This window comes from Kitasatospora sp. NPDC096077 (assembly GCF_040303245.1).
GTDB lineage: Bacteria > Actinomycetota > Actinomycetes > Streptomycetales > Streptomycetaceae > Kitasatospora.
This window is the reverse complement of record NZ_JBEOSV010000017.1, coordinates 34566-57134: the sequence shown is the minus strand read 5'-3', so window position 1 is coordinate 57134 and position 22569 is coordinate 34566. Positions and strand designations below refer to the sequence as shown.

21 protein-coding genes are annotated in these 22569 nt (G+C 76.5%); 15 read left to right on the top strand and 6 right to left on the bottom strand.

The window, feature by feature from the left end; translation table 11 throughout:
* Nucleotides 1–93 precede the first annotated feature (93 nt).
* The 6 genes from ABTZ03_RS17230 to ABTZ03_RS17205 all read left to right on the top strand — a co-directional run bounded on the left by ABTZ03_RS17230 (nt 94) and on the right by ABTZ03_RS17205 (nt 5811).
* Entirely contained in the window at nt 94–1107 is a 1014-nt protein-coding gene (locus tag ABTZ03_RS17230; protein WP_350513794.1) for a 3-oxoacyl-ACP synthase III family protein, read from the top strand.
* Nucleotides 1104–1844 carry a glycosyltransferase family A protein gene (locus tag ABTZ03_RS17225; RefSeq protein ID WP_350513793.1) on the top strand — a complete coding sequence of 247 codons (741 nt, stop codon included), beginning with the start codon at nt 1104–1106 and terminating at the stop codon, nt 1842–1844. The genes ABTZ03_RS17230 and ABTZ03_RS17225 overlap by 4 nt, the downstream gene beginning before the upstream one ends.
* A 38-nt stretch (nt 1845–1882) precedes the next feature.
* Nucleotides 1883–3352, top strand: a complete 1470-nt coding sequence (locus ABTZ03_RS17220) for a class I adenylate-forming enzyme family protein (protein ID WP_350513792.1) — start codon at nt 1883–1885, stop codon at nt 3350–3352.
* Nucleotides 3349–4428, top strand: a complete 1080-nt coding sequence (locus ABTZ03_RS17215) for a cytochrome P450 family protein (protein WP_350513791.1) — start codon at nt 3349–3351, stop codon at nt 4426–4428. Before ABTZ03_RS17220 ends, ABTZ03_RS17215 begins: the two co-directional genes overlap by 4 nt.
* Nucleotides 4425–5318, top strand: coding sequence for an NAD-dependent epimerase/dehydratase family protein (locus ABTZ03_RS17210; RefSeq protein ID WP_350513790.1), 894 nt, complete (start codon nt 4425–4427; stop codon nt 5316–5318). Before ABTZ03_RS17215 ends, ABTZ03_RS17210 begins: the two co-directional genes overlap by 4 nt.
* An 82-nt stretch (nt 5319–5400) precedes the next feature.
* Nucleotides 5401–5811, top strand: coding sequence for a hypothetical protein (locus ABTZ03_RS17205; RefSeq protein ID WP_350513789.1), 411 nt, complete (start codon nt 5401–5403; stop codon nt 5809–5811).
* Here the strand turns inward: ABTZ03_RS17205 and ABTZ03_RS17200 are convergent.
* Nucleotides 5802–8555 (bottom strand): AfsR/SARP family transcriptional regulator, encoded by a 2754-nt coding sequence (locus ABTZ03_RS17200; protein WP_350513788.1) that lies wholly within the window; start codon nt 8553–8555, stop codon nt 5802–5804. The genes ABTZ03_RS17205 and ABTZ03_RS17200 overlap by 10 nt on opposite strands.
* Before the next feature lie 252 nt (nt 8556–8807).
* On the opposite strand from ABTZ03_RS17200, the gene ABTZ03_RS17195 reads away from it, so the two are divergent.
* The gene (locus tag ABTZ03_RS17195) at nt 8808–10154 is read left to right on the top strand and encodes a M14 family zinc carboxypeptidase (protein WP_350513787.1); all 1347 of its coding nucleotides are present in this window, start codon (nt 8808–8810) and stop codon (nt 10152–10154) included.
* Nucleotides 10155–10327: 173 nt separating this feature from the next.
* On the opposite strand, the gene ABTZ03_RS17190 is transcribed toward ABTZ03_RS17195, so the two are convergent.
* Nucleotides 10328–10945, bottom strand: a complete 618-nt coding sequence (locus ABTZ03_RS17190) for a MarR family winged helix-turn-helix transcriptional regulator (RefSeq protein WP_350513786.1) — start codon at nt 10943–10945, stop codon at nt 10328–10330.
* A 262-nt stretch (nt 10946–11207) separates the two neighbouring features.
* Between ABTZ03_RS17190 and ABTZ03_RS17185 the strand changes: the two genes are divergently transcribed.
* The 3 genes from ABTZ03_RS17185 to ABTZ03_RS17175 all read left to right on the top strand — a co-directional run bounded on the left by ABTZ03_RS17185 (nt 11208) and on the right by ABTZ03_RS17175 (nt 13979).
* The gene (locus tag ABTZ03_RS17185) at nt 11208–12410 is read left to right on the top strand and encodes a cytochrome P450 (RefSeq protein WP_350513785.1); all 1203 of its coding nucleotides are present in this window, start codon (nt 11208–11210) and stop codon (nt 12408–12410) included.
* A gap of 148 nt (nt 12411–12558) precedes the next feature.
* Nucleotides 12559–12756 carry a ferredoxin gene (locus ABTZ03_RS17180; protein ID WP_350513784.1) on the top strand — a complete coding sequence of 66 codons (198 nt, stop codon included), beginning with the start codon at nt 12559–12561 and terminating at the stop codon, nt 12754–12756.
* Nucleotides 12753–13979: an NAD(P)/FAD-dependent oxidoreductase gene (locus ABTZ03_RS17175; protein WP_350513783.1), complete on the top strand. Its 1227-nt coding sequence runs from the start codon at nt 12753–12755 to the stop codon at nt 13977–13979. Before ABTZ03_RS17180 ends, ABTZ03_RS17175 begins: the two co-directional genes overlap by 4 nt.
* On the opposite strand, the gene ABTZ03_RS17170 is transcribed toward ABTZ03_RS17175, so the two are convergent.
* Entirely contained in the window at nt 13972–14430 is a 459-nt protein-coding gene (locus tag ABTZ03_RS17170; RefSeq protein WP_350513782.1) for a tautomerase family protein, read from the bottom strand. The genes ABTZ03_RS17175 and ABTZ03_RS17170 overlap by 8 nt on opposite strands.
* A 182-nt stretch (nt 14431–14612) precedes the next feature.
* Here ABTZ03_RS17170 and ABTZ03_RS17165 point away from each other — a divergent pair, with 182 nt between their 5' ends.
* Nucleotides 14613–15710, top strand: a complete 1098-nt coding sequence (locus tag ABTZ03_RS17165; RefSeq protein WP_350513781.1) for a baeRF3 domain-containing protein — start codon at nt 14613–14615, stop codon at nt 15708–15710.
* A 39-nt stretch (nt 15711–15749) separates the two neighbouring features.
* Here ABTZ03_RS17165 and ABTZ03_RS17160 read toward each other — a convergent pair whose 3' ends face one another.
* Nucleotides 15750–16394 carry a CatB-related O-acetyltransferase gene (locus tag ABTZ03_RS17160; RefSeq protein ID WP_350513780.1) on the bottom strand — a complete coding sequence of 215 codons (645 nt, stop codon included), beginning with the start codon at nt 16392–16394 and terminating at the stop codon, nt 15750–15752.
* Between the two features lie 125 nt (nt 16395–16519).
* Between ABTZ03_RS17160 and ABTZ03_RS17155 the strand changes: the two genes are divergently transcribed.
* The 3 genes from ABTZ03_RS17155 (at nt 16520) to infA (ending at nt 18402) form a co-directional block, all read left to right on the top strand.
* A complete protein-coding gene (locus ABTZ03_RS17155) occupies nt 16520–17122 on the top strand; it encodes a TlpA family protein disulfide reductase (RefSeq protein WP_350513779.1) in 603 nt (200 codons plus the stop codon).
* Between the two features lie 180 nt (nt 17123–17302).
* Nucleotides 17303–18094: a GNAT family N-acetyltransferase gene (locus ABTZ03_RS17150; RefSeq protein WP_350513778.1), complete on the top strand. Its 792-nt coding sequence runs from the start codon at nt 17303–17305 to the stop codon at nt 18092–18094.
* An 83-nt stretch (nt 18095–18177) separates the two neighbouring features.
* Entirely contained in the window at nt 18178–18402 is a 225-nt protein-coding gene (gene infA / locus ABTZ03_RS17145; RefSeq protein WP_350513777.1) for a translation initiation factor IF-1, read from the top strand.
* A 187-nt stretch (nt 18403–18589) separates the two neighbouring features.
* Here infA and ABTZ03_RS17140 read toward each other — a convergent pair whose 3' ends face one another.
* Nucleotides 18590–19603, bottom strand: a complete 1014-nt coding sequence (locus tag ABTZ03_RS17140) for an AraC family transcriptional regulator (protein ID WP_502894496.1) — start codon at nt 19601–19603, stop codon at nt 18590–18592.
* Between the two features lie 220 nt (nt 19604–19823).
* On the opposite strand from ABTZ03_RS17140, the gene ABTZ03_RS17135 reads away from it, so the two are divergent.
* Nucleotides 19824–20360 (top strand): YcxB family protein, encoded by a 537-nt coding sequence (locus ABTZ03_RS17135; protein WP_350513775.1) that lies wholly within the window; start codon nt 19824–19826, stop codon nt 20358–20360.
* Nucleotides 20361–20370: 10 nt separating this feature from the next.
* Here the strand turns inward: ABTZ03_RS17135 and ABTZ03_RS17130 are convergent, their stop codons facing one another.
* Nucleotides 20371–22539 (bottom strand): MMPL family transporter, encoded by a 2169-nt coding sequence (locus ABTZ03_RS17130; RefSeq protein ID WP_350513891.1) that lies wholly within the window; start codon nt 22537–22539, stop codon nt 20371–20373.
* Nucleotides 22540–22569 lie beyond the last annotated feature (30 nt).

The window sequence follows — 22569 nt, the reverse complement described above, 5'->3', positions numbered from 1 at the left end:
GTGGCCCGCACCACCCGAACGGGTATCCGACCGGGGCCCACCTGAGTACCCGTACTCAGGTGGGCCCCGGCGTGCGCCCCGCAGCATGGGGCCATGCACCCAGCAGCGACCCCGAGGATCGGCATCACCGCCGTCGGCTCCCACCTGCCCGCCCGCCGCCTCACCTCCTGGCAACTCCAGGACGAGATCACCGCCGGCGCCGAACTCGCCCTGCCCGCACGGATGCTGGAGAAGGCCACCGGCATCCGCACCCGCCGCTTCGCCGCCGAGGACGAGTACGCCTCCACCCTCGCCGTCGGCGCCGCCCGCCGCGCCCTGGCCGCCGGTCGGCTGCACCCCGACGACATCGACCTGCTGCTCTTCGCCTCCGCCACCCGGGACCTCTGCGAACCCGCCACCGCCCACATCGTCCAGGCCGAACTCGGCACCCGCGCCCACGCGCTGGACGTCAGCAACGCCTGCAACAGCTTCCTCAACGGCATCGACCTGGCCCGCTCGATGATCCTGGCCGGCCGCGCCCGGCGCGCCCTGGTCGTCACCGGCGAGACCCCCAGCCGCGCCATGCGCCGCGACCCCGCCGACACCGCCGCCCTGCGCGAGGGCTTCGCCGGCTACACCTTCGGCGACGCGGGCGCCGCCGTCGTCGTCGAAGCGGTCGAACGCGGCGGCATCCTCGACATCGCCGCCCGCACCGCCTCCGAACACTGGCAGGCCGGCGGCATCCCCGGCGGCGGCTCCCGCCACCCGCGCGGCGACGAGTACAGCTACTTCCGCGGCGGCGGCAAGGAGTTGCGCGGCATCTTCGAACAGATCGGCCCCGCCGCACTGGCCGACCTCGCCCACCGCACCGGCCTCGGCTGGGACGACTACGCCCGGGTGCTGGTGCACCAGGTCACCGTCCCCTACCTGGAACGCTTCGTCGAACTCACCGGCGCCCCCGCCGACAAACTGGTGCTCACCGTGCCCGAACTCGGCAACATCGCCAGCGCCACCCTCGGCGTCCAACTCGACCGCGTGAAGCCGCAGCTGAGCCCGGGGGAGCGGGTCCTCATGATCGGCCTGGGCGGCGGCGTCAGCCTGATGACCATGGTCTGGGAGGCCTCATGACCGCGCTGTGGGTGATCATCCCCGCCTACCAGGAGGAAGCCCGCATCGACGGCGCCCTCAACGCCCTCGCCGCCCAGCACGACCGCGACTTCACCCTCCTGGTCGCCGACAACGGCTCCACCGACGCCACCCTCGCCACCGTCCACGCCTTCGCCGCCCGCGCCCCCTTCCCCGTCCACACCCTCACCGAACCCGAGAAGGGCGTCGGCAGCGCCGTCGACACCGCCTTCCGCCACGCCATCGCCCACGGTGCCACGCTGCTCGCCCGCACCGACGCCGACTGCCTGCCCGCACCCGGCTGGACCGCCGCCGCCCGCGCCGCCCTGCTCACCGGCGACGTACTGGTCTGCGGCCGCGTCACCGCCCGCCGCGACGAACACGGACCGGCCGGCCGCGCGCTCTTCCGTGCCCTGGTCGCCCTCGGCGCCCTCTTCGGCCGCATCCGCCCCGCCCACCACCGCCGCCACGGCTACCTCACCCCCTACCGGATGCACGCCGGAAACAACATGGCCATCACCGCCGCCCTCTACCAGGCCGTCGGCGGCATGCCCCGCCGCCCCTCACCCACCGACCGCGACTTCCTCAACCGGGTCCGCCGCCACACCACCGCCGTCGTGCGCAGCCCCGACATGGTCGTGCAGAACTCCACCCGCCGCATCCGCGCCTACGGCCTGCTCGGCACCGCCCGCTGGTACCTCGAACGCGGCCCCGGCCCCCGCCCCACCGACATCCGCTGACCCCCGCCCGTCACCGCGCCCCGGAAGGACGGCCCGCCGTGCTCGACCGCCTCACCCACGCCCTGCGCACCCACCACCCCGACCGCCCCGCCGTCCTGCACCACACCCGCACCGGCACCACCCGCACCCGCATCCGCCGCGGCGACCTCGCCGACCTCGCCGACGGCTACGCCGCCGCCCTGCACGCCCGCCGCCTCACCCCCGGCGCCACCCTCGGCCTCGCCCTGCGCCCCGGCCCCCGCGCCCTCGCCGCCCTGCTCGCCGCCCACCGCCTCGGCCTGCGCACCGCCGTCCTCGACCCCACCGTCGGCCCCGACGTCCTCGCCGCCCACCTCGCCCTCGCCCAACCCGCCCTGATCCTCGCCGACGCCACCGCCCAGGCCGCCGCCGGCTGGGCCGCCCCCCTCGCCCGCCGCGCCGACCTGCGCCTGCCCCCGCTGCGCACCCTCGGCCCGGTCGCCACCCTCGGCCCCCGCCTGCCCGGCTGCGCACCCCGCCTGCGTCCCGCCACCACCCCCGCACCCGCCCACCGCCCCGACCCCGACACCGACGCCGTCATCGTCTTCACCTCCGGCACCACCGCCCGCCCCCGCGCCGTCGTCCACACCCACGCCAGCCTCACCGCCGCCCTGCACACCGTCACCGAACTCGTCCGACCCCGACCCGACAGCACCGTCCTCGGCGGCACCTTCTTCGTCCTCGCCCCCGCCCTCGCCGCCGGCGCCACCGTCGCCCTGCCCGCCCGCACCCCCACCGCCCTCGCCCGCCAGCTCACCCGCCTCACCCCCGCCCACACCTACCTCACCCCACCCCAGCTGCGCGCCGCCCTCGCCGCCGGCGCCCACCTCACCGGCACCCTGTGGACCGGCTCCGCCCCCGCCGACGCCACCCTGCTGCGCCGCGCCAAAACCGCCGGCGCCCACCAGGCCTGGAGCGTCTACGCCCTCACCGAACTCTTCCCCGCCGCCGCCGTCGAAGAGGCCGACAAGAGCGCCCACACCGGCGACGGCGACCTCGTCGGCCACCCCCTGCCCGGCATCCGCACCCGCCTCGCCGACGACGGCGAACTCCACCTCACCGGCCCCGGCGCCCGCCACCGCTACCTCGGCCGCGAACCCGACCCCTGGATCCGCACCGGCGACCGCGCCACCCTCACCCCCGACGGCCGGATCGTCCTGGCCGGCCGCCTCAAGGACATGGTGCTGCGCGGCGCCCGCAACATCTACCCGGGCCTGTACGAACCCGCCCTGCACATCCCCGGCGTCGAACTCGCCCTGCTCGTCGGCGTCCCCGACGGCCACGGCGACGAACGCCTCGTCGCCCTCGTCCAACCCGCCGCCGGCACCGACCCGCACATCCTGCGCACCCGACTGGACGCCCCGCTGCAACGGATGGGCGCCGCCCGCCCCGACGCCCTGCTGTTCGGTACCGTCCCGCTCACCGGCCGCTCCCGCAAACCCGACCGGGCCGCCGCATCAGCCCACTGCGCCCGGGAGTTGACACGATGACCCCTCCGCCCGCCGCTTCGCTCGCCTCCTGCCGCCGGGCCCGGCGCCGCGACCGCACCGTCTACCTGCGCAGCCACCCCCTGCTGTTCGCCCTGCTCTGCGCCACCCGCCACCGCCCCGTACTGCGCCTGGGCCGCACCCTGCTCGTCCACCACCCCGACGCCTACCGCGAAGCCCTCACCCGCCTCCCGCTCGCCCGCACCGCACCCGGCACCACCGGCGGCACCGCCGCCCGACTCACCGGCGCCGGCCTGCTCTTCGACCAGGACGGCGACGAACACCGCACCGCCCGCCGCACCCTGGACCTCGGCACCACCGCCGTACGACGGCTGCGCCCGCACTGGCGGGCCCTGCTCGCCGAACGCGTCCCCGCCCTCGCCCACGGCCCGCTCGAACTCGTCGACCTCGCCACCGAGTTGGCCGGCACCGTGACAGCCGAGCTCACCGGCTGCACCGCCCCGCCGCGCCAACTCGCCCACGCCGCACGGCAAGCCGCCGCCGCCACCGCCCGCGACCACCTGCCCGGCCCGCACCGCCCCGCCCGCCCCGGCCGCACGGCGGCCGACGCCGTCGCCCGCCTCACCGCCCTGCTGCCCGACCCCGGCCAGGCCATGCTCGCCGTCGCCGCCGTCAACACCACCGTCGCCGCCCTGCCCAGAGCCGTCGCCTGGTGCGCCGACACCCGCGCCTGGCCCGCCGTCGACGAGGACTCCGCACCCGCCCTCGCCGCCGAACTCCTGCGCCTGACCGCCCCCTCCCCGCTGCTGCCCCGCGCGGCCGCCGCCGACGCCGTCCTCGCCGGACACCCCGTACGGGCCGGCGACCGGCTGATCCTGGTCGCCCGCCACGCCGCCCACGCCCACCGGCGCACCGCCCCCACCGACCCGGCCGCCACCCAGGCCGTCTTCGGCACCGGACCGCACGCCTGCCCCGGCGCCGCCCTCGCCCGCGCCCAACTCGCCGACCTGCTCCTCGCCTTGGCCCCGCACCACCCGCACGTCCTGCACTCCCGCGCGGACCGCCGCGCCGCCCTGCCCGGCTACGCCCACCTCACCCTGCGCCGAGGAACCCGGTGACCCCGCGCATCGCCGTCACCGGCGCCACCGGCTTCTGCGGCGCCCACCTCGCCCGCGCCGCCGCCCGGCTGGGCCTGGACGTCACCTGCCACGGCCGCCGCCCCGGCCCGGTCGGCCGCCACCTGCCCTGGGACGCCACCCGGGACGACCCCGACCTCACCGGCGCCGACCTCGTCGTCCACTGCGCCGCCGCCGTCACCGACCTGCCGCCCGGCCACCCCGCCGAGGCCCACCAGCACGCCGTCAACGTCACCGGCACCCGGCGCGTCCTGCGCGCCGCCGCCGGCCGCCCGCTCGTCCACGTCTCCAGCGCCAGCGTCTACGACCCGCGCACCACCGCCACCGTCCTCACCGAGGACCACCCCACCGACGCCGGCCACCTCAACGCCTACGGCCGCAGCAAAGCCGCCGCCGAACACCACGCCCTCGCCGCCGGCGCCGTCGTCCTGCGCCCCCGCGCCGTCTACGGCCCCGGCGACCCCCACCTGCTGCCGCCCCTGCTCGCCCGCGCCCGCCACGGCCTGCTGCCACTGCCCGGCCCGGACATCCCGCTCAGCCTCACCGCCGTCGCCAACCTCACCGACGCCTGCCTGGCCGCCCTCGGCCTCACCGGCACCCCGCCCTGGCCCCCCGGCGCCTACAACATCGCCGACCCCACCCCCTACCGCCGCGACACCGCCCTGCGCCACGTCCTCACCGCCCACCGCCTGCCCGCCCGCATCACCCACCTCCCCACCCCGCTCGCCCGCCTCGCCGCCCGCACCGGCCGCATCCCCGGCCTCACCCCGTACACGGTCGACCTGCTCACCCGCGGCGTCGTCCTCGACCTCACCCGCGCCCGCACCCAGGGCTTCCACCCCCGCCACACCCTGGCCGACTACCGCCCCTGAACCCGGCCCCGGTGCCGCGCCGGACGCCGGGACCCGGGAGGATGCGGGTAACCGGACGCAGTCCACGGGAGGGGAACCCGCCATGCTGATCGCCGACTTCGACCGGTACGGGCGGTGCGCCGACTTCGACCCGGCCACCGGGCGGCTCGGCCCCGGGCGGGCCGTCGCCCCCGGGGAGAGCACCCACGGCGAGTACGCACGGCTCGGCCGCACCCCGGTGGTGTTCTACCGGGGCGCGGACGGGCTGCGGCTGCGGGCGGGGGAGCACGACGTCCTACTGGACGCGGCCACCCCGGTCCGGCACCGGATCGCCGAACCGGAGTGCGTCCTGACCGTCGGCCAAGGCATCGAGCTGCGCTACCCGGTGCCGCCGGAGTGGTACGGCCTGGCCGACGACCCGACCCCGTTCGTCGAGCCCGACCACTTCGACCTCGGCCTCTTCGTCGCCAACGTCCTCGCCCACCCGGACCGGGGGGACCGGCTCTACCGCTGACGCCCGCCCGACGCCGCGCCCGCCCGCAGGGCGGCCAGGGCCGCGCGGGCCGCCGACTCGCCCTCGCCGTACTGGTGGAGGCGCGCCGCCCGCAGGGCCGCCTCCAGGTGGTGGGCGGCCTCCTCGGGCTGGCCGGTGGCGGCGAGGGCACGCCCGTAGAGGGTCTGGAGGACGACCCGGCGGGCGGCCGGGAACGGGGGTTCGGCGAGGGCGAGGCCGCGGGCCGCGTGCCGGGCGGCCTCCTCGGGGGCGCCGTCGGCCAGGCAGGAGTCGGCGAGGTGCTGGCGGGCGAGGGCGACCAGGTCGGCCCGGCCCGCCCGTTCGGCCAGGGCGAGCGCCCGGCCCAGCAGCTCCCGCGCCCGGGCCGGCGCACCGTCCCCGCCGTGCCGGGCGAGCGCGGCGGCCAGGTTGACCAGGGCGACGGCCTCGGCGCTGCGGTCACCGGCCAGGGCGGCCAGTCCGGGGGCCTGTTCCAGGTGGACCAGGGCCTCCTCCGGCCGGCCCTCCTCCAGCAGCACCCACCCCAGCAGCGCCCGGGCCCGGGACTGGGCACCGGGGGCGAGGTCGGCCTCGGCGGCCGCCAGCCCGTGCTCCAGCAGCGGCACCCAGCCGTCCCGAACCTGCCACACGATCAGCGGCCACTGCAGCAGCACCAGGCGCCACGCCCGGTCGTGCCGTCCGGCGGCGACCGCGGCCAGCGCCGCGCCGCGCAGGGTGTCGCGCTCGGCGGCGTACCAGGCCAGCGCGCCCGCCCGGTCCGGGAAGGGACGCACCCCGACCGGGCGCCGGGCGTCGGCGGGCAGCTCGCAGCAGGGCTCGCTGCCGGGCTCGGCGGCCGCGCTCGCGGCCAGCAGGGTGCGCAGCAGGTGGTCGAGCAGCCGCAGCAGCGCCTCGTCCCCGCCCGCCCCGGCGGGCAGGCTGCGGGCGTAGAGGCGGACCAGGTCGTGCAGGGTGTAGGCGTCCCGGCCGATCTCGACCACCAGGTGGGCCGTCGCCAACTGCTCCAACGCGCCCGCCGCCTGCGGCAGTGCGCAGTCGGCCAGCGCGGCGGCGGTACGGCTGTCCAGGGTGGTGCCGGTGTGGGTGCCCAGCTGGCGGAACAGCCGGCGGGCGGGCACGGACAGGTGCTGGACGGTCAGCGCCAGGGCCGCGGCGACACTGGTGTCCTCCACCTCCAGCAGACCCAACCGGCCCTGCTCGTCCGCGAGTTCGTCGGCCAGGGCGGCCAGGCCCAGGCTCGGGCAGGTGGCGATGCGGGCCGCCGCCAGCCGCAGGGCGAGCGGCAGCCCGTCGCACAGCCGGGCGAGCCGGGCCGCGGCCTCCGGTTCGGAACCGACCAGGTCGGGCCCCAGGTCCGGGCCCAGGGTGGTGGCGAGCAGGGTGACGGACTGCGGGGCGGACAGCTCGGCCAGCGGCACCGGCCGGGCGGCGTCCGTGGCGACCAGCCCGCCGAGCCGGTCGCGGCTGGTCACCAGGGTGACGCAGTCGTCCCCGTCGGGCAGCAGCGGACGGACCTGCTCGGACCGGCGGGCATTGTCCAGCACGATCAACATCCGCCGCCCGTACGTCAGTTCGCGGTAGCGGGCGGCCAGCGCCGCGGGGGAGGAGGGCATCTGCTCGGCGGGCAGGCCCAGGGCGAGCAGCAGCTCGCGCAGCACCGCACCGGTGGGGCGCTCGGGCAGCTGGCTGTGCCCGCACAGGTCGACGAACAGCTGGCCGTCGGGGAACTCCGCCCGGTGCAGGTGCGCCCAGTGCACGGCGAGGGCGGTCTTGCCGATCCCGGCCCCGCCGGTGACGACGGCGATCGCGCCGGGGGAGCGGGCGGCCCGGTCGAGCGCGGCCAGTTCGCCCTCCCGCCCGGAGAACCCGCGCGGCCGGCGCGGGAAGGGCCCCGGCGCGGGCGCCGCCACCGCCGGCCCGGCCGCCGTCGCCGGGGGCACCGGCGCCGACACCGGCGCCGACACCGGCGCCGGTACCGCTACCGGCCCGGCCTTCGGCGCCGTCTCGCTGCGCAGCAGCACCGCGTGGGCCTCGACCAGCTCCGCCCCGGGGTCGATCCCCAGCTGCTCGGCCAGCGTGCGGCGGGTGCGCCGGAACCACTCCAGCGCCTCCGAGCGCCGCCCGGCCCTCCCGAGCGCCAGCATCAGCGCGGCCACCAGCGACTCCCGCAACGGGTTCAGCGCGGCCTCGACCGCCAGCACCCCGGCGGCCGCCCCGTGGTCGCCGAGCCGGCCGTGGGCCCGGGCCAGCTCCTCCACGGCCGCCAGCCGCAGCTCCTCCAGCGACCGGGCGGCGCACAGCAGCGGCAGGCTGGGTTCCGTCCCGGCCAGCGCGGGCCCGTGCCACAGCGCGAGCGCCTCGCCCAGCGCCGCCACCGCGGCGCCCGGCTCCCGGGCGGCGCGGGCGGTGCGCAGGTACCGCTCGAACCGCCCGGCGTCCACCGCCGCCGCGGGCGCCCGCAGCAGGTAGCCGCTGCCGTCGGTGGCCAGTTCGACCCCGGCGGCGGCCGCCCCGTGCGCGGCGAGCAGCGCCCGCAGCCCGGAGACGTGGTTGTGGATGACGGTCCGGGCGTGCCGGGGCGGCCGCTCGTCCCACAGCGCCTCGGTCAGCCGGTCGACGCCCACCGGCAGGCCGGGGTGCAGCAGCAGCATCGCCAGCAGGCTCCGGCGCTTGGGCGATCCGACCGCGAGCTCCCGCCCGTCCGCGGCCACCACGGCCACCGAGCCCAACAACCGGAAATCCACCCGTTCCCCCACCCTGACCAGCCAATACGACAAGCATATGACAGTAGGCGACCTCTCCGTGACGCACGGTTCGCCCCCGCCGGGGAGCCCACCGGGAGCCCGCCCGGGAGTCCGTCGGGAGGCCCGCCAGGGACCCCGCCCGGGAACGTACCCCGCACCGCACCCCGGCGCGCACGCCGGAGCGGCCCCCTGGACGGACCCCCACCCGACCGGATCCAATACCACTTCCGGGCACCGAAGGAGGGAGAGCCGGTGCTGACCGACACCTCGACCAGTGCGGGCCGGGCGATCCTGCTCCACGACCGCTACCCCACCCTCGACGAACTCGCCGACACCGCCCGCCACCTGGCCGCCCGCCACCCCGACCGCTGCCGGCTGCGCACCCTCGGCACCTCCCGCGCCGGCCGCCCCCTGCAACTCCTGTCCATCGCCCCCGACGCCCGCACCCCCGACCCCCGCAACGTGCTGGTCGTCTCCGGCGCCCACGCCGACGAGTTCTCCGGCCGGGCCGGCATCGTCGAACTGGCCCACCGCGCCCTGGCCCGCCCCACCCCGTCGACCCCGGCCCCGCCCCGGCCGAGGACCTGGCACTTCCTGCTCTGCCTCGACCCCGACGGCGCCCACCTGGCCCGTGGCGGCCTGCTCGCCCGCACCCTGCCCGCCTACTTCGCCGGCTACTTCCGCCCCGCCGCCGACGAGCAGCCCGAATGGGCCCCGGCGATCGGCGGCCGCCTCCCGGAGAGCCGGATCCTGCTCGATCTGATCGACGAACTCCGCCCCTCCCTCCAACTCTCCCTGCACACCGCCGACGTGGGCGGCACCTTCCTCCAGGCCACCGCCGACCCGACCGCCCTGGCCGAGCCCTTCGCCCGCTCCGCCGCCGCCCTCGGCATCCCGATCGAGACCGGCTCCTTCGACACCCACCGGCTGCCCGCCGCCGGACCCGGCGTCTTCCTGATGGAACCGCACCACATCGACACCCAGGAGAACACCACCGGCATGCTCGACCCCGGGCGGCAGGCCCCGGCCGGCGCCCGGGCCGCCACCTGGTTCGCCCCCCGCCGCCACGGCGGCCGCACCGTCGTCGTCGAGGTGCCCGCCTGGACCAGCGACCGGCTCGGCGACCCCGCCCCCGCCGGCGACGACGCCCACCGGCACCTGCGCGCCGGCGCCGACCGGCTGCGCGAACGCGGCCGGCGGCTCGTCGACCTGACCGCCGCACTCCCGCCCCACGACACCCCGGTGCTGCGCGCCGTCCGCACCCAGCTGACCGCACTGCACCAACTCGCCGACGCCTGGGACCCGGCCGCCGCCGACCGGCCCCACCCGCCGCCGCCCCTGCCCACCCGCGCGCACCTGGCCGGCGTCGACCTGTGGTCCCACCGCATCCCGGTGCGCGCCGCCGCCCTGCTGCGCCGCGCGACCCCCGTCCCGGGCCCCGGCCCCACCGAGCTCCTGCACACCTGGTGCGCCCAGTACCGCCGCCGCTTCCGCCCCACCTGGCTCCCCGTCGCCCGCCAGGCCGCCCACCACGCCAACATCGCCGAGGCCGCGGTGGCGGTGGCGGTGGCGGCCGGGGTCGTCGACCGGCCCCGCTGACCCGTTCGGCCGGCCGGTGCTACGGCTACCGCGAACTCGTCGCCGCCCAGGTCATGTCGGCCCCCGCCCCGCTGCGCACCCCGCTGCCCGTCGGCTGACCGCCGCCCAGTCCCGCCCCGCACCGCCCCGTCCCGCGCGCCCCGCCCGCTCCGGCGACGGGGCGCGCGCGGGGTTCAGGACCCGCCGGCGGGCACCCGGCGCGCCGCGTCCGTCCTCACGCCCGCCGTCCCCTGCGCGCCCGCCGCCTCCGCCGGCCCGTCCGCCGCCGGGGGAGTGCCGTCCTCCGCGAGCATGGTGCTGCGCACCCGGTGGACGTACCGGTCGATCAGATGGTTCAGCACGCCGACCGTCGCGGCGACGTCCGGCTCCGGAACACCGTCCAACGCGCTGGAAAGACCGATGATGTTGGCCTGTTTGAATCGGTCGAGCATCGCCCGCCCGTCGGCCGTGAGCGCCACCTGACGGGCCCTGCGGTCCTGCGCGTCCGGGGTGCGCGCCACCAGCCGCTGGCTCTCCAGCCGGTCGATCTGCCGGGTGACGTGGGAGGGCTTGACCATCAGCCGGGCGGCCAGGTCGCCCACCCGGCTGGCCCCGTCCGCCTCGGCCAGCGCCCGCAGCAGGTACACGTCCGAGCGCGCGGCCGTGATGCCGGCCCGCGCGGTGCGGCGCTCGTGCTCCTGGGAGCGGGTCAGCAGGTAGGCCAGCGAGGCCAGGACGGCCTCCAGGTCTGCGGTGGCGGTCCGATCATCTGCGGTCCGATCGTCTGCGGAATCGTCTGCGGCGTCCGACATGGGGGAACTTTAGCGAGCCGGTGCGCACCGCCGCTGCGGGGCCGGGGGAGGGCCGGGTTTCGGACAGATTCGCCGTCCACCCGGTGGGGCCTTTCGCCGACACGGACCGAGAGTTAGCGTGACGGTGAGTTAGTTGCTTTTGGCACGTAAATTCCCCGGGCCTGCGCCACCACACCGCACGCCCGCACGGCACCGCACACCCGTACGGCACCCGGCAACCCCGGCACCGCCAGCACCCCCAGCTCCGCGAAGGGAGCCCCTGATGGCCACCGCCGCACAGACCCCCCGCTTCACCCACCCCGCCGACCGCGGCACCTGCCCGTTCGCCCCGCCGCCCGCCTACGAGCAGGCCCAGCGGGAGGAGCCGATCAGCCGCATCTCCCTCTGGGACGGCTCCACCACCTGGCTCCTCACCCGCCACCAGGACATCAAGGCCGTCCTGGCCGACCCCCGCTTCAGCTCCGACGCCACCCACCCCGGCTTCCCCTTCCTCAGCGCCGGCGCCCGCCAACTGGCCGCCGGTCAGCCCACCTTCATCCGGATGGACGACCCCGAGCACGCCCGGCTGCGCCGCATGCTCACCGGCGAATTCATGATCAAGAAGGTCGAGGCGCTGCGCCCCGAGATCCAGCGCATCGCCGACGAGCTGATCGACAAGATGACCGCCGACGGCCGCACCCACGCCGACCTGGTCCGCGACTTCGCCCTGCCGCTGCCCTCCCTGGTCATCTGCCTGCTGCTCGGCGTCCCCTACCAGGACCACGACTTCTTCCAGGAGTGCAGCCGCGTCCTGCTGCGCCGCGAGTCCCCGGCCGACGAGGTCGCCGCCGCGCAGGCCCGCCTGGTCGACTACCTGATCCGCCTCACCGAGACCAAGCGCACCCACCCCGACGACGGCATCCTCAGCCGCCTGGTCGAACGCGGCGAGCTCAACACCGAGGAGATCGGCGCGATGGGCCGGCTCCTGCTGGTCGCCGGACACGAGACCACCGCCAACATGACCGCGCTGTCCGTCCTCGCCCTGCTGCGCAACCCCGACCAGCTCGACCACCTGCGCCGCCACCCCGAGGCCGTCCCCGGCGCGGTCGAGGAACTGCTGCGCTACCTGACCATCATCCAGTCCGGCCTGACCCGGGTCGCCACCGAGGACCTCGACGTGGCCGGAACGACGATCCGGGCCGGCGAGGGCGTCATCTGCATGGTCAGCACCGCCAACCGGGACGAGAGCGAGTTCCCCGGCGGCGACGCACTCGACCTGACCCGCGACGCCCGCCGCCACCTGGCCTTCGGCTTCGGCGTCCACCAGTGCCTGGGCCAGCCCCTCGCCCGGCTGGAACTGCAGATCGCCCTCGACACCGTCCTGCGCCGACTGCCCGAACTGCGCCTGGCCGTACCGTTCGAGGAGATCCCCTTCCGCGGCGACATGCTCATCTACGGCGTCCACGAGCTGCCCCTCGCCTGGTGACCCCCGGGCCCGGCGCGGGCCCGCACCCGACCCACCACCGCGGGCCCGCGCCGCGCCCACCCCCCGGGCGTGCCCGACACGCCCCACCCGCCACCGGGTTCGCCCCACCACCGTCCGCCCCAACCGGCACCCTCCGAAGGGAACCCCCATGCTCGTCCGCATCGACCAGGACAAGTGCTGCGGCGCAGGATCCTGCGTGCTCGCCGCCCCCGACGTCTTCGACCAGCGCGACGAGGACGGCATCGTCGTCCTGCTCGACGCCCGCCCGCCCGCCGAACTCCACCAGGCCGTCCAGGACGCCGCCGCGGTCTGCCCCGCCGCCGCGATCACCCTGGAGCAGGTGTGACCGCTGTGCGCGAGGTCGCCGTCGTCGGCGCCGGCGCGGCCGGACTGCACGCCGCCGAGGCACTGCGCCGGGCCGGCTACGACGGCCGCCTCACCCTCATCGGCGCCGAGGACGAACTCCCGTACGACCGGCCGCCGTTGTCCAAGCAACTGCTCGACGGCCAGTGGCAGCCCGGGCAGCTGACGCTGCGCACCCCCGAGGCGCTCGCGGAGCTGCGGCTCGACCTGCGCCTGGGGGCGGCGGCCGAACGCCTGGACCGCGCCACCCGCACCGTGCACCTCGCCGACGGCGGCCGGGTGCGCTGCGAGGCCGTCGTCCTGGCCACCGGCGTCCGCCCGCGCCGGCTCCCCGGCGCCGAAACCCCCCTCCCCGGCGCCCACGTGCTGCGCACCCTGGCCGACGCCCTCGCCCTGCGCGCGGAACTGCGCCCCGGCGTACGGCTGTTGGTGGTCGGCGGCGGCCTGCTGGGCGCCGAGGCGGCGGCCACCGCCGTCGGCCTCGGGGCCGAGGTGACCTGGCTGGTCTCCGCCGCCCCGCTGGCCGCCGTGCTGGGCGCCGACACGGCCGCCCTGCTGACCGGCCTGCACCGCGACCACGGGGTCCGGATCCGCCGGGGCGCGGCCGCCGCGGTGGTCGAGCGGGGCGGCCGGGCGGTGGGCGTGCGGCTCGCCGACGGCTCCGAACTGGCCGCCGACGCCGTGCTGACGGCGATCGGCTCGCGGCCGGCCACCGAGTGGCTGGCCGGCAGCGGGGTGCCGCTGGAGGCGGACGGCGGCGTGGCCTGCGACGCCCACTGCGCCGCCGGCCCCGGCGTCTGGGCGGCCGGCGACGCGGCCGCCTGGCCCGACCCGCGCACCGGCCGCCGCCGGCGCCTGGAACAGCGCACCAACGCCACCGAGCAGGCCCTGTGCGCCGCCCGGAACCTGCTGGCCGGTCCGGACGGCGCCCGCCAGGTCTACGACCCGGTCCCGTACCTGTGGAGCGACCAGTACGGCCTGCGGGTGCAGGCCTTCGGCAGCCCCGGCGGCGCCGACCGGTTCGAGGTGGTCGACGGCAGCCTCGCCGAGCACCGCTTCGCCGCCGCCTGCGTACGGGAGGGCCGGGTCACCGGCGCGGTGGGCATCGCCGCCGCCCGGGCCCTGCGCGCCCTGCGCGCCCGGGTCGCGGCCCACGACCCGTGGCCGCCCGCCGACCGGCCGCAGCCCGCCGCGGCCCTCAGCTGACGGGCCGTACGCCCTCCCCGCCCCCGTCCGGGAGGGCGTACGACCCGTCCGGCCCGTCCGGCCCGTCGGCCGGGGCGTACTGGGCCAGTCCCTCGCCCAGCGACCAGTCCGCCGGGCCGTTCTCCGTCAGCACCACGAACACGTTGCGCGGCTCGGTGCCCGCGTACTCCTGCGCGAGCTCGGCGATCCGGCGGTACAGCGCCCGCTTCCGCGCGTCCGTGCGCCCGGCCCGCAGCGCGATCTGGACATAGACGATGCCCTCGTCGCGCCGCACCCCGAGGTAACCGCCGTAGCGCAGCGCGCCGTTGACGCCGTCGTGGTCGGTGAGCACCTGGAAGTGGTCGTCCGGCGGGATCCCGAGCGCCTCCACCAGGGCCTGGTGCACGGCGCGCCCCAGGGCGTCCAGCCGCCGCGGGCCGGCCCCCGACGTGTCGATGCGGACGAACGGCATGATCCGACTCCCTCCCGAGAACCCTGACTGTACCTACCAGTAGGTACAGTCTCGGGCGACCCCGGGGCAAGGGCTGGTCCGGCGAGCTGGTGTACAAATCGTTACATTGGGGACATTTGGCAGCTGTGCCAGGCACCGTGCGTCCACGCAAAGAAGGCCGACCGCCTTCGGAAAGGGTCCCCATGCACCCCGCCCTCAGCCCCGCCGTCCTCGCCGAACTGCGCCGGCCCCGGCCCTACCCGGCGGTGTCCATCCTGATGCCCACCCACCGCCGCGAACCGGACGACGCCCAGGACCCGGTGCGGCTGCGCAACCTGCTGGCCGAGGCGAAGGAGCGGATCCAGGCCGACCCCGAGGTCTCCCGTGCCGACCGGATCGACGTCGTCGGACAGCTCGACCGGGCCCTCGCGGAGGTCGACCTGGTGCACGCCGAGGACGGCCTCGCCATCCTCGCCGCGCCCGGCGAGCACCAGGTCTGGACCTTCGCCCGCACCGCCCCCGCCCGGGTGGTCCTGTCCGACACCTTCCTCACCCGCAACCTGGTCTCCGCCCAGGCCGCCGAACGCCCCTACTGGGTGCTCGCCGTCGCGGCCGACCGGGCCGTGCTGTGGGGCGGCAACCAGGAGCGGGTCACCGAGGAGAGGATCCACGGCTTCCCGCTGACGCGCACCTTCGACAACCCCGACCCCGAGCGCCGCGAGCGCATCGGCGACACCCCCAGCACCTTCCGCGACGAGGAGACCAAGACCTTCCTGCGCCAGGCAGACACCGCGATCGGCAAGGTGCTGGCCGCCGACCCCCGCCCGCTGTACGTGGTCGGCGAGGCGCCCGCCCTGGCCCTGCTGGACGCGGCCGGCCCGATCGCCAAGGAGGCCACCGCCCAGATCCCGCACGGCGGCCTCGCCCAGGCCGACGTCGAGACCGTCCGCAAGGTGGTCGACCCCGCCGTCCGCGCCCACGCCGAGCAGGAGGTCGCCGACACCCTCGCCCAGCTCGACAAGGCCCGCGGCCGCCAGGAGTTCGCGGCCGGCCTCGACGAGGTCTGGCAGGCCGTCGGCCAGGCCCGGATCGCCCGCCTGGTGGTCGAGGAGAACTTCCGCGCCACCGTCCGCGACGACGGCGAGCACCTCGTCCCCGCCGAGGCCGGCGAGACCGGCGCCCGGGAGGACATCGTCGACGAGGTCATCGAACGCGCCCTGGACACCGGCGCCAAGGTCACCTTCGTCCCCGACGGCACCCTCGCCGACACCCACGGCATCGCCGCCGTTCTGCGCCACTGACCCGACCCGCCCCGCTCCCGCCGTGCCCGGGCCGTCCGTTCACCGCCCGGGCGCGGCGGCCTCCAGCTCCGCGACGCTGCCGGACATCACGGTCCGCAGACGGCGCGTCAGGTGCTCCACCGGCCAGTCCCACCACGCGACGGCCAGCAGCCGCGCCACCTGCTCCCCGTCGTAGCGCATCCGGAGCACCCGGGCGGGGTTGCCGCCGACGATCGCGTAGTCGGGGACGTCGGAGGTGACGACCGACCCGGCCGCCACGATCGCCCCGTGGCCGATCCGCACCCCCGGCATCACCGTCGTCCGGTACCCCAGCCACACGTCGTGGCCCACCACCGTGTCCCCGCGCCCCGGCAGCCCGGTCAGCAGGTCGAGGTGCTCGGCCCAGGCGCCGCCCATGATCGGGAACGGGAAGGTCGACGGCCCGTCCATCCGGTGGTTGGCCCCGTTCATCACGAACCGCACCCCGGTGGCGAACGCGCAGAACTTCCCGATGACCAGCCGCTCCGGCCCGTAGTGGTAGAGCACGTTGCGGGTCTCGAACGCCGTCGGGTCGTCCGGGTCGTCGTAGTACGAGTACTCGCCCACCTCGATCAACGGGGAGGTCACCAGCGGCTTGAGCAGCACCACCCGCGGCTGCTCGGGAAACGGGTGCAGCACCCCCGGATCGGGCACGACGGGAACCACCGGGCCACCTCCTCCTGTGGGACGGGACGTCGGGACCGACGCCGGACCATGATCCACCATGCCCCGCGCGGAGCTTGACGGGCCCTCATGATCCACCGCTGCACCGCCCGTGCGAAGCTTCGTGCATGGCCGTCCACGAACCATGCCCCCGTCCCCGCCGCACCGCCCTGACCGCCGCCGTGCTCGCCGCCGCCGTGCTCCTCACGGGCTGCTCCACCGGCGGCTCCGCCGACACCGGCGCGCACTTCGTCACCGAGAAGGGCACCAGCATCGGGCGGGCCGGCGCCGCCGAGCGCCGGGGGGCGCCCGACGTGTCGGGGCGGACGCTGGGGGAGAGCCCGGCGAAGCTCTCCGACTACCGGGGCAAGGTCGTCGTCCTCAACATCTGGGGCTCCTGGTGCGGCCCGTGCCGTACCGAGGCGGGCTCCCTGGAACGGCTCTGGCAGAAGTACCAGGGCCAGGACGTGCAGTTCCTCGGCATCAACACCCGCGACCAGGACATCGTCAACGCCCAGCAGTTCGAACAGGAGCGGGGCGTGACCTTCCCCAGCATCTTCGACCCGGCCGGTACCCAGCTGCTGAAGTTCCCCCCGGGCACCCTCGACGCCCAGTTCCTCCCGACCACCCTGGTGGTCGACCGTCAGGGCCGCCTCGCGGCGCGCGCCTTCGGCGGCCAGAGCTACGACGCCCTGGAGTCCATGCTGCAGCCCGTCCTCGCCGAGCCGTAAACCGGTTGGGCCGGTGCGCCGGAGGCTGCTACGGTCTGCGCAGCCGTGAGAGAAACGCGAGGAGGTGAGACCCATGAAGGCTGGATCCGGGTGGGTGCTCCCCCTTGTCGTCACGGTGGGCGATTGACGTTGGTGTCGCCCGGGAGCGCCTCAGACAAGGCACTTCCGAAAGGCAACACCGTGAACTCCGCACATTCCCCCCGGGGCGACCACGCCCCCGCCGCCGTCACGCGCGTCTCGGACACCGAGTGGCGGGCCGTCGCGGACGGCCTGGTGGTCGGCCGCGGCGACGCGTCGCGCCGGCCCGACGGGCGGCTGTTCGTCAGCGTCGACGCATGGCAGGAGACGGTCTTCGACCGGCTCGCCGACGCGATGCGGGCCGACCTGCCCGAACCCCTGCACACCGTGGCCGACGAGGCCGACACCGAGGCGGTGTCCGCCTGGCGGCGGGCCGGCTTCACGGCCGCGCGCCGCGAGTGGGTCCACCTGGTGCCCACCGACCCGCAGGTCACCGGACTGGCCCGGACGCGGCCCCCGCAGGGCGTGGTGATCCTGCCCGCCGGCCTGGCCGAGGAGGGCCCGCTGCGGGAACTGGAGCGCGTCGTCCGGGCGGAGGTGGAGGCCGGCGCCGGCTGGCCGGCGATGCCGGCCCAGGTGCTGCCCCGCCCGGCCGGGGCCCTGGTGGCCGACCCCTCGAAGTACGCGGTGGCCCGTCAGGGCGGGCGCTACGTGGGCCTGATCCGGGTGTCACCGCCGCGCCGGCCGCGGATCGGCCTGCTCGCGGTGCGCGCCGAGCTGCACCGCCGCGGCATCGCCCGGGCGCTGCTGGCCCACGCGCTGGGGGAGCTGCACCGCGGCGGCACCGCGACGGCCTGGGCCGAGGCGGCGGAGTCCAACGGGGCCGCCCTGGCGCTCCTCGAAGGCATCCGCGCCCGCCGTACGGGCAGCATCCTGGAACTCGTCCGCCACTGACACCGGCCGCAGCCGACCGCCGCAACCGAGGCAACCGCAGCAACCGAAACAGCCGAAGCAACCGAACGAAGAGATTGAGGACCATGACCAAGACAGCGAACGGCATCGAAGTGGAGGGCACCGTCATCGAGTGCCTGCGCAACGCCAACTTCAAGGTGGAGCTCCCGAACGGGCACATCGTGCTCGCCCACATCAGCGGGAAGGTCCGCAAGAACCACATCAAGATCCTCCCGCACGACCGGGTGCTCGTGGAGCTCAGCCCCTACGACCTCAGCCGTGGCCGGATCCGCTACCGCTACCGCGGCTAGCGGTCGGCGGCTGACAGTCGGCCCGGTGGCCCGGCACGCTCCCCCGTGGCGTGCCGGGCCACCGGCATACCGCCGCGCCAGGTCGAACGGCCCGGGCGCATCGGTGTACCTCGTGGAGGATGCCAGGACGGCGACCCGCCGTGTTGGCACTGCGTCTCCGCTTCCTTGGCATTGCGTCCACGGCCCGTCACGCGCCGCCCGGACGGCCGCCGGCCAGGGCCTGTCGCCGGTGTTCGCGGGGTGAGAGGCCGTAGGCGGCGCGGAAGGCGCGGCTGAAGTCGTCGGCCCGGGCGAAGCCGCAGCGGGCGGCGACGGTCTGGACGGGGGTGGTGCGCCGGGCGGGGTCGGCGAGTTCGCGGTGGGCCTGTTCCAGGCGTCGTTCGCGGATCCAGGCGGCCAGGGTGCGGCCCTGCGACTGGCAGGTGAAGACCCGGTGCAGGTGGCTGACCGAGACGTGGTGGGCGGCGGCGATCACGGCCGGGGTCAGCTCGGGGTCGTGCAGGTTGCGGCGCACGAAGGCCCGGACCTCCTGGGCCAGGGCGAGGTGGCGGGCCTCCTCGGGCAGGACGGCCTCGGCCTCCAGCTCGCGGGCCAGCCAGGCGGCCACCAGGTCGACCGTCACCGCGCCCATCCGGGCCGCCTCGTCCGGCCCCAGCGCCGCGGCCTGCCGGTCCAGTCCGAGCAGGAACTGCGACAGCAGCGCCGCCGAGCCCGCCCGCACCGAGAACCCCAGACCCAGCACCTCGCGCAGCCGCTGCGGCGGCAGCGGCAGCAGCGCGGCGGGGAAGTCGATGCCCACGGCCTCGGTCCGGCGGTCCGGACGGCCCGGGGCCGGTACCCCGAGGGCCCGCACGTCGTACGGGGTCGAGCTGTCGACCAGGTACAGGTCGCCGCGCCCGAAGGTGCGGGTCCGGTCCCCGGCGCCGCGGGTCAGCGCCAGCCCGCCGTCCAGCGGCATCGTCAGGTGGTACACCTCCGGGTCCGTGCGCCGCACCAGGGCGGCGGTGCGCCGGAAGCGCGTCGGCGGGAACGAGGACCGCAGCAGGGTGACCGGCCCCAGTTCCAGGCGCCGCATCTCCGCCCGGAAGTCGTCGGCGTGGACGCTGGTCATGTCGCTGGCCCGGGTGCGCGCGAGCAGCTCCCGCCAGCAGTCGAACCGTTCCTTCACGGGCACGCCCTCGCCCCGGAACACGCTGCCGATCGTCGCGGCTCCCGTCGCTGCGGCCACCGTCCGGCCCTCCCTCGCACTGATCCCCTGCCCCGCCCCGGCACGGCCGGACCGTCGACCGTAACCGATCCCGCCGCGCGGCCCCCCGCCGGGCCCCCGGGGCGGGCCCGACGGCGGACGGGGGCCGACACGCCGCTTTGCGAACCCTTTGCTAGCATCCGCCGCACCGAAGAAGTGGATCAAGGGAGCAGCGGTGGAGCAGGACCGGACGGAGCTGGCGTACACGCCGACGGGGGAGGACTTCCGGGAGGCCTTCGCCGCCCAGGCGCGGCACACCACCGTGGGCCGCGCGGTGCGGATCGCCTGGTGGGCGGCGGCCGGCTTCGCCGTGCTCGGCTGCGCGACGGACCTGGCGGACGGCCGGGTGGAGGCGGCGAGCGCGCTGCCGGCGGTCGTACTGGTGACGCTCGCGGCGCTCGCCCCGCGGCTGCAGGTGCGGTCGGCGCAGCGGCGGGTCGCCCGGCGGGGGCCCCGCACGGTGCTGGTGGACGGCACCGGGGTGAGCGTCGTCGACGGGCGCGGCACCGTGGCCCTGCCCTGGGCCAGGGTGCCGCGCCTGCTGGAGACGGAGAACCTGTTCCTGGTGCTCAACCGCAGCGGCTCCTGCCTGATGGTGCTGCCCAAGCGCGCCGCCGCCGACCCCGACGCGCTGCGCGCCCTGCTCGCCCGGCACACGACCGCCGTCCGCCCGCCCGCGCACCCGGGTACGGACGGCGAGACGGTCCGCTGACACCGAGGGGCTACGCCCGCTCGCCGGTGCCCTCGGTGTCGATGTGCGGCAGGATCCGGTCCAGGAAGCGCGGGGTCCACCAGGCGGCCGGGCCGAGCAGCGTCAGCACCGCCGGGACCAGCAGCAGCCGCACGATCGTGGCGTCCACCAGGACGCTGACGGCCAGCCCCAGGCCCATCATCTTGATCACCACGTTGTCGCTGACGATGAACGCGGCGAACACGCTGACCATGATCAGCGCGGCGCAGGTGATCACCCGGGCGGTGATCTCCAGGGCGTGCGCCACGGAGTCCTGGCTGTGGCCGGTGCGCAGCCAGGCTTCGTGGACCCGCGAGAGCAGGAAGATCTCGTAGTCCATGCTCAGCCCGAAGACGATCGCGAACATCATCATCGGCACGTAGCTCTCGATCGGGACGGTGCCCGCCACGCCGAGCGCCGGCCCGCCCCAGCCCCACTGGAAGACCGCGACCACGACCCCGTACGAGGCCGCGATCGACAGCAGGTTGAGCACCGCGGCCTTGACGGCGACCAGCAGGCCGCGGAAGACCACGAGGATGATCAGGAACGCCAGCGCGACGACCACCGCGATGATCAGGACCAGCCGGCCGGAGACGATGTCCAGGAAGTCGACCTGGGCCGCGGTGGTGCCGGTGACGTAGGTCTTCGCGTCGGTGCCGGCCACCGCGTCCGGCAGCACGGTGTCCGACAGGCGGTCCACCAGCTCGGTGGTGGACCGGTCCTGCGGGGCGCCCGCCGGGATGACGGTGGCGAACAGCACCGCGCCGTCCGGGCTGGTCTGCACCGGCGTGGTGGAGGCGGCACCGGGCAGGTGGGCGAGGGCCTGCTGCACCGCGCCCTGCACGCCCGCCCGCGCCCCGGCGGGCACCGCGCTCTGGTCGACGACCGCGGTCAGCGGCGCGTTGGCGCCCGGGCCGAAGGCCTGGGAGACCAGGTCGTAGGCGCGCCGGTCGGTGAAGCCGGTGGGGTCGGCGCCGTCGCCGATGTGGCCCAGCTGGATCGAGAACAGCGGGATCGACAGCACCCCGAGCGCCACCACCCCGGCGACCAGGTACCGCCACGGGCTCGCCTCGACCCGCCGGGCGTAGCGGTGCCAGCTGCCGCCGCCCTCCCCGCCGCCCCCGGCCTCGGCGATCGGACGGCGCACCGCGAAGCGGTCCATCCGCGTCCCGATCAGCCCCATCAGCGCGGGCAGCAGGGTCAGCGCGCCGAGCACCGCCGAGACCACGGTGACGGCCGCCGCCGCACCGAGCTTGGCGATGAAGGAGATGCCCGACACCGACAGCCCGGACAGCGCGATGATCACCGTGCAGCCGGAGACCAGCACCGCCCGCCCGCTGGTGGCCACCGCCCGGCCGGCGGAGGCGACCGGGTCCACGCCGTCCATCAGGTTCTGCCGGTGCCGGGTCAGCAGGAACAGCGCGTAGTCGATGCCCACCCCGATGCCGATCATGGTCGCCAGGGTCGGCGCCACGGTGGCGAAGGTGGACAGCGCCGCGACCAGCCCCAGCACCCCCAGCCCCACCACCGCCGCGATCAGCGCCGTCAGGAGCGGCAGCCCGGCCGCGATCGCGCTGCCGAAGCCCACCAGCAGCACCACCACCGCCACCGCGAAGCCGATCACCTCGCTGGAACGGTCGTCCGCCGGCGGACGCGCCAACTCGCCCAGCGGGCCCCCGTACTCCACCTGCACCCCGGCCGCGCGCAGCGGGGCGACGGCGGCGTCCACCCCGCCCAGGTAGTCACGGCCCAGCAGGGCGGGCATGGTGTCGAAGCGCACCGTGATGTACCCGGTCAGCCCGTCGGGAGCCAGCGGCCCGCCCGGCACGGCCCCCTGCCCGGGCGGCGGCAGCGGGCTCTGCACCGACAGCACGTGCGGCAACTGCTGGAGCGAGGCCACCGCCTGGGCGATCTGCGGCTGGAACCCGCTCAGCTGCGCGGCGTCGTGCAGCACCACCTGCGAACTGGTGCCCGCGGCGGCCGGCTCGTGCGCCAGCAGCACGTCCCGGCCCTGCTGCGCCTGGGTGCCGGGCAGCGAGAAGTCGTCGGAGTAGGCGCCGCCGAAGGCCCGGTTCGCGGCCTGGACGCCGGCCAGGGCGACGATCCACAGCACGACGACGACCAGGCCGTGGCGCGCGCACCACTCGCCCAGCCGGCGCAGGCCCGAGCGCCGGGCGGGCGGCGGCGCGGA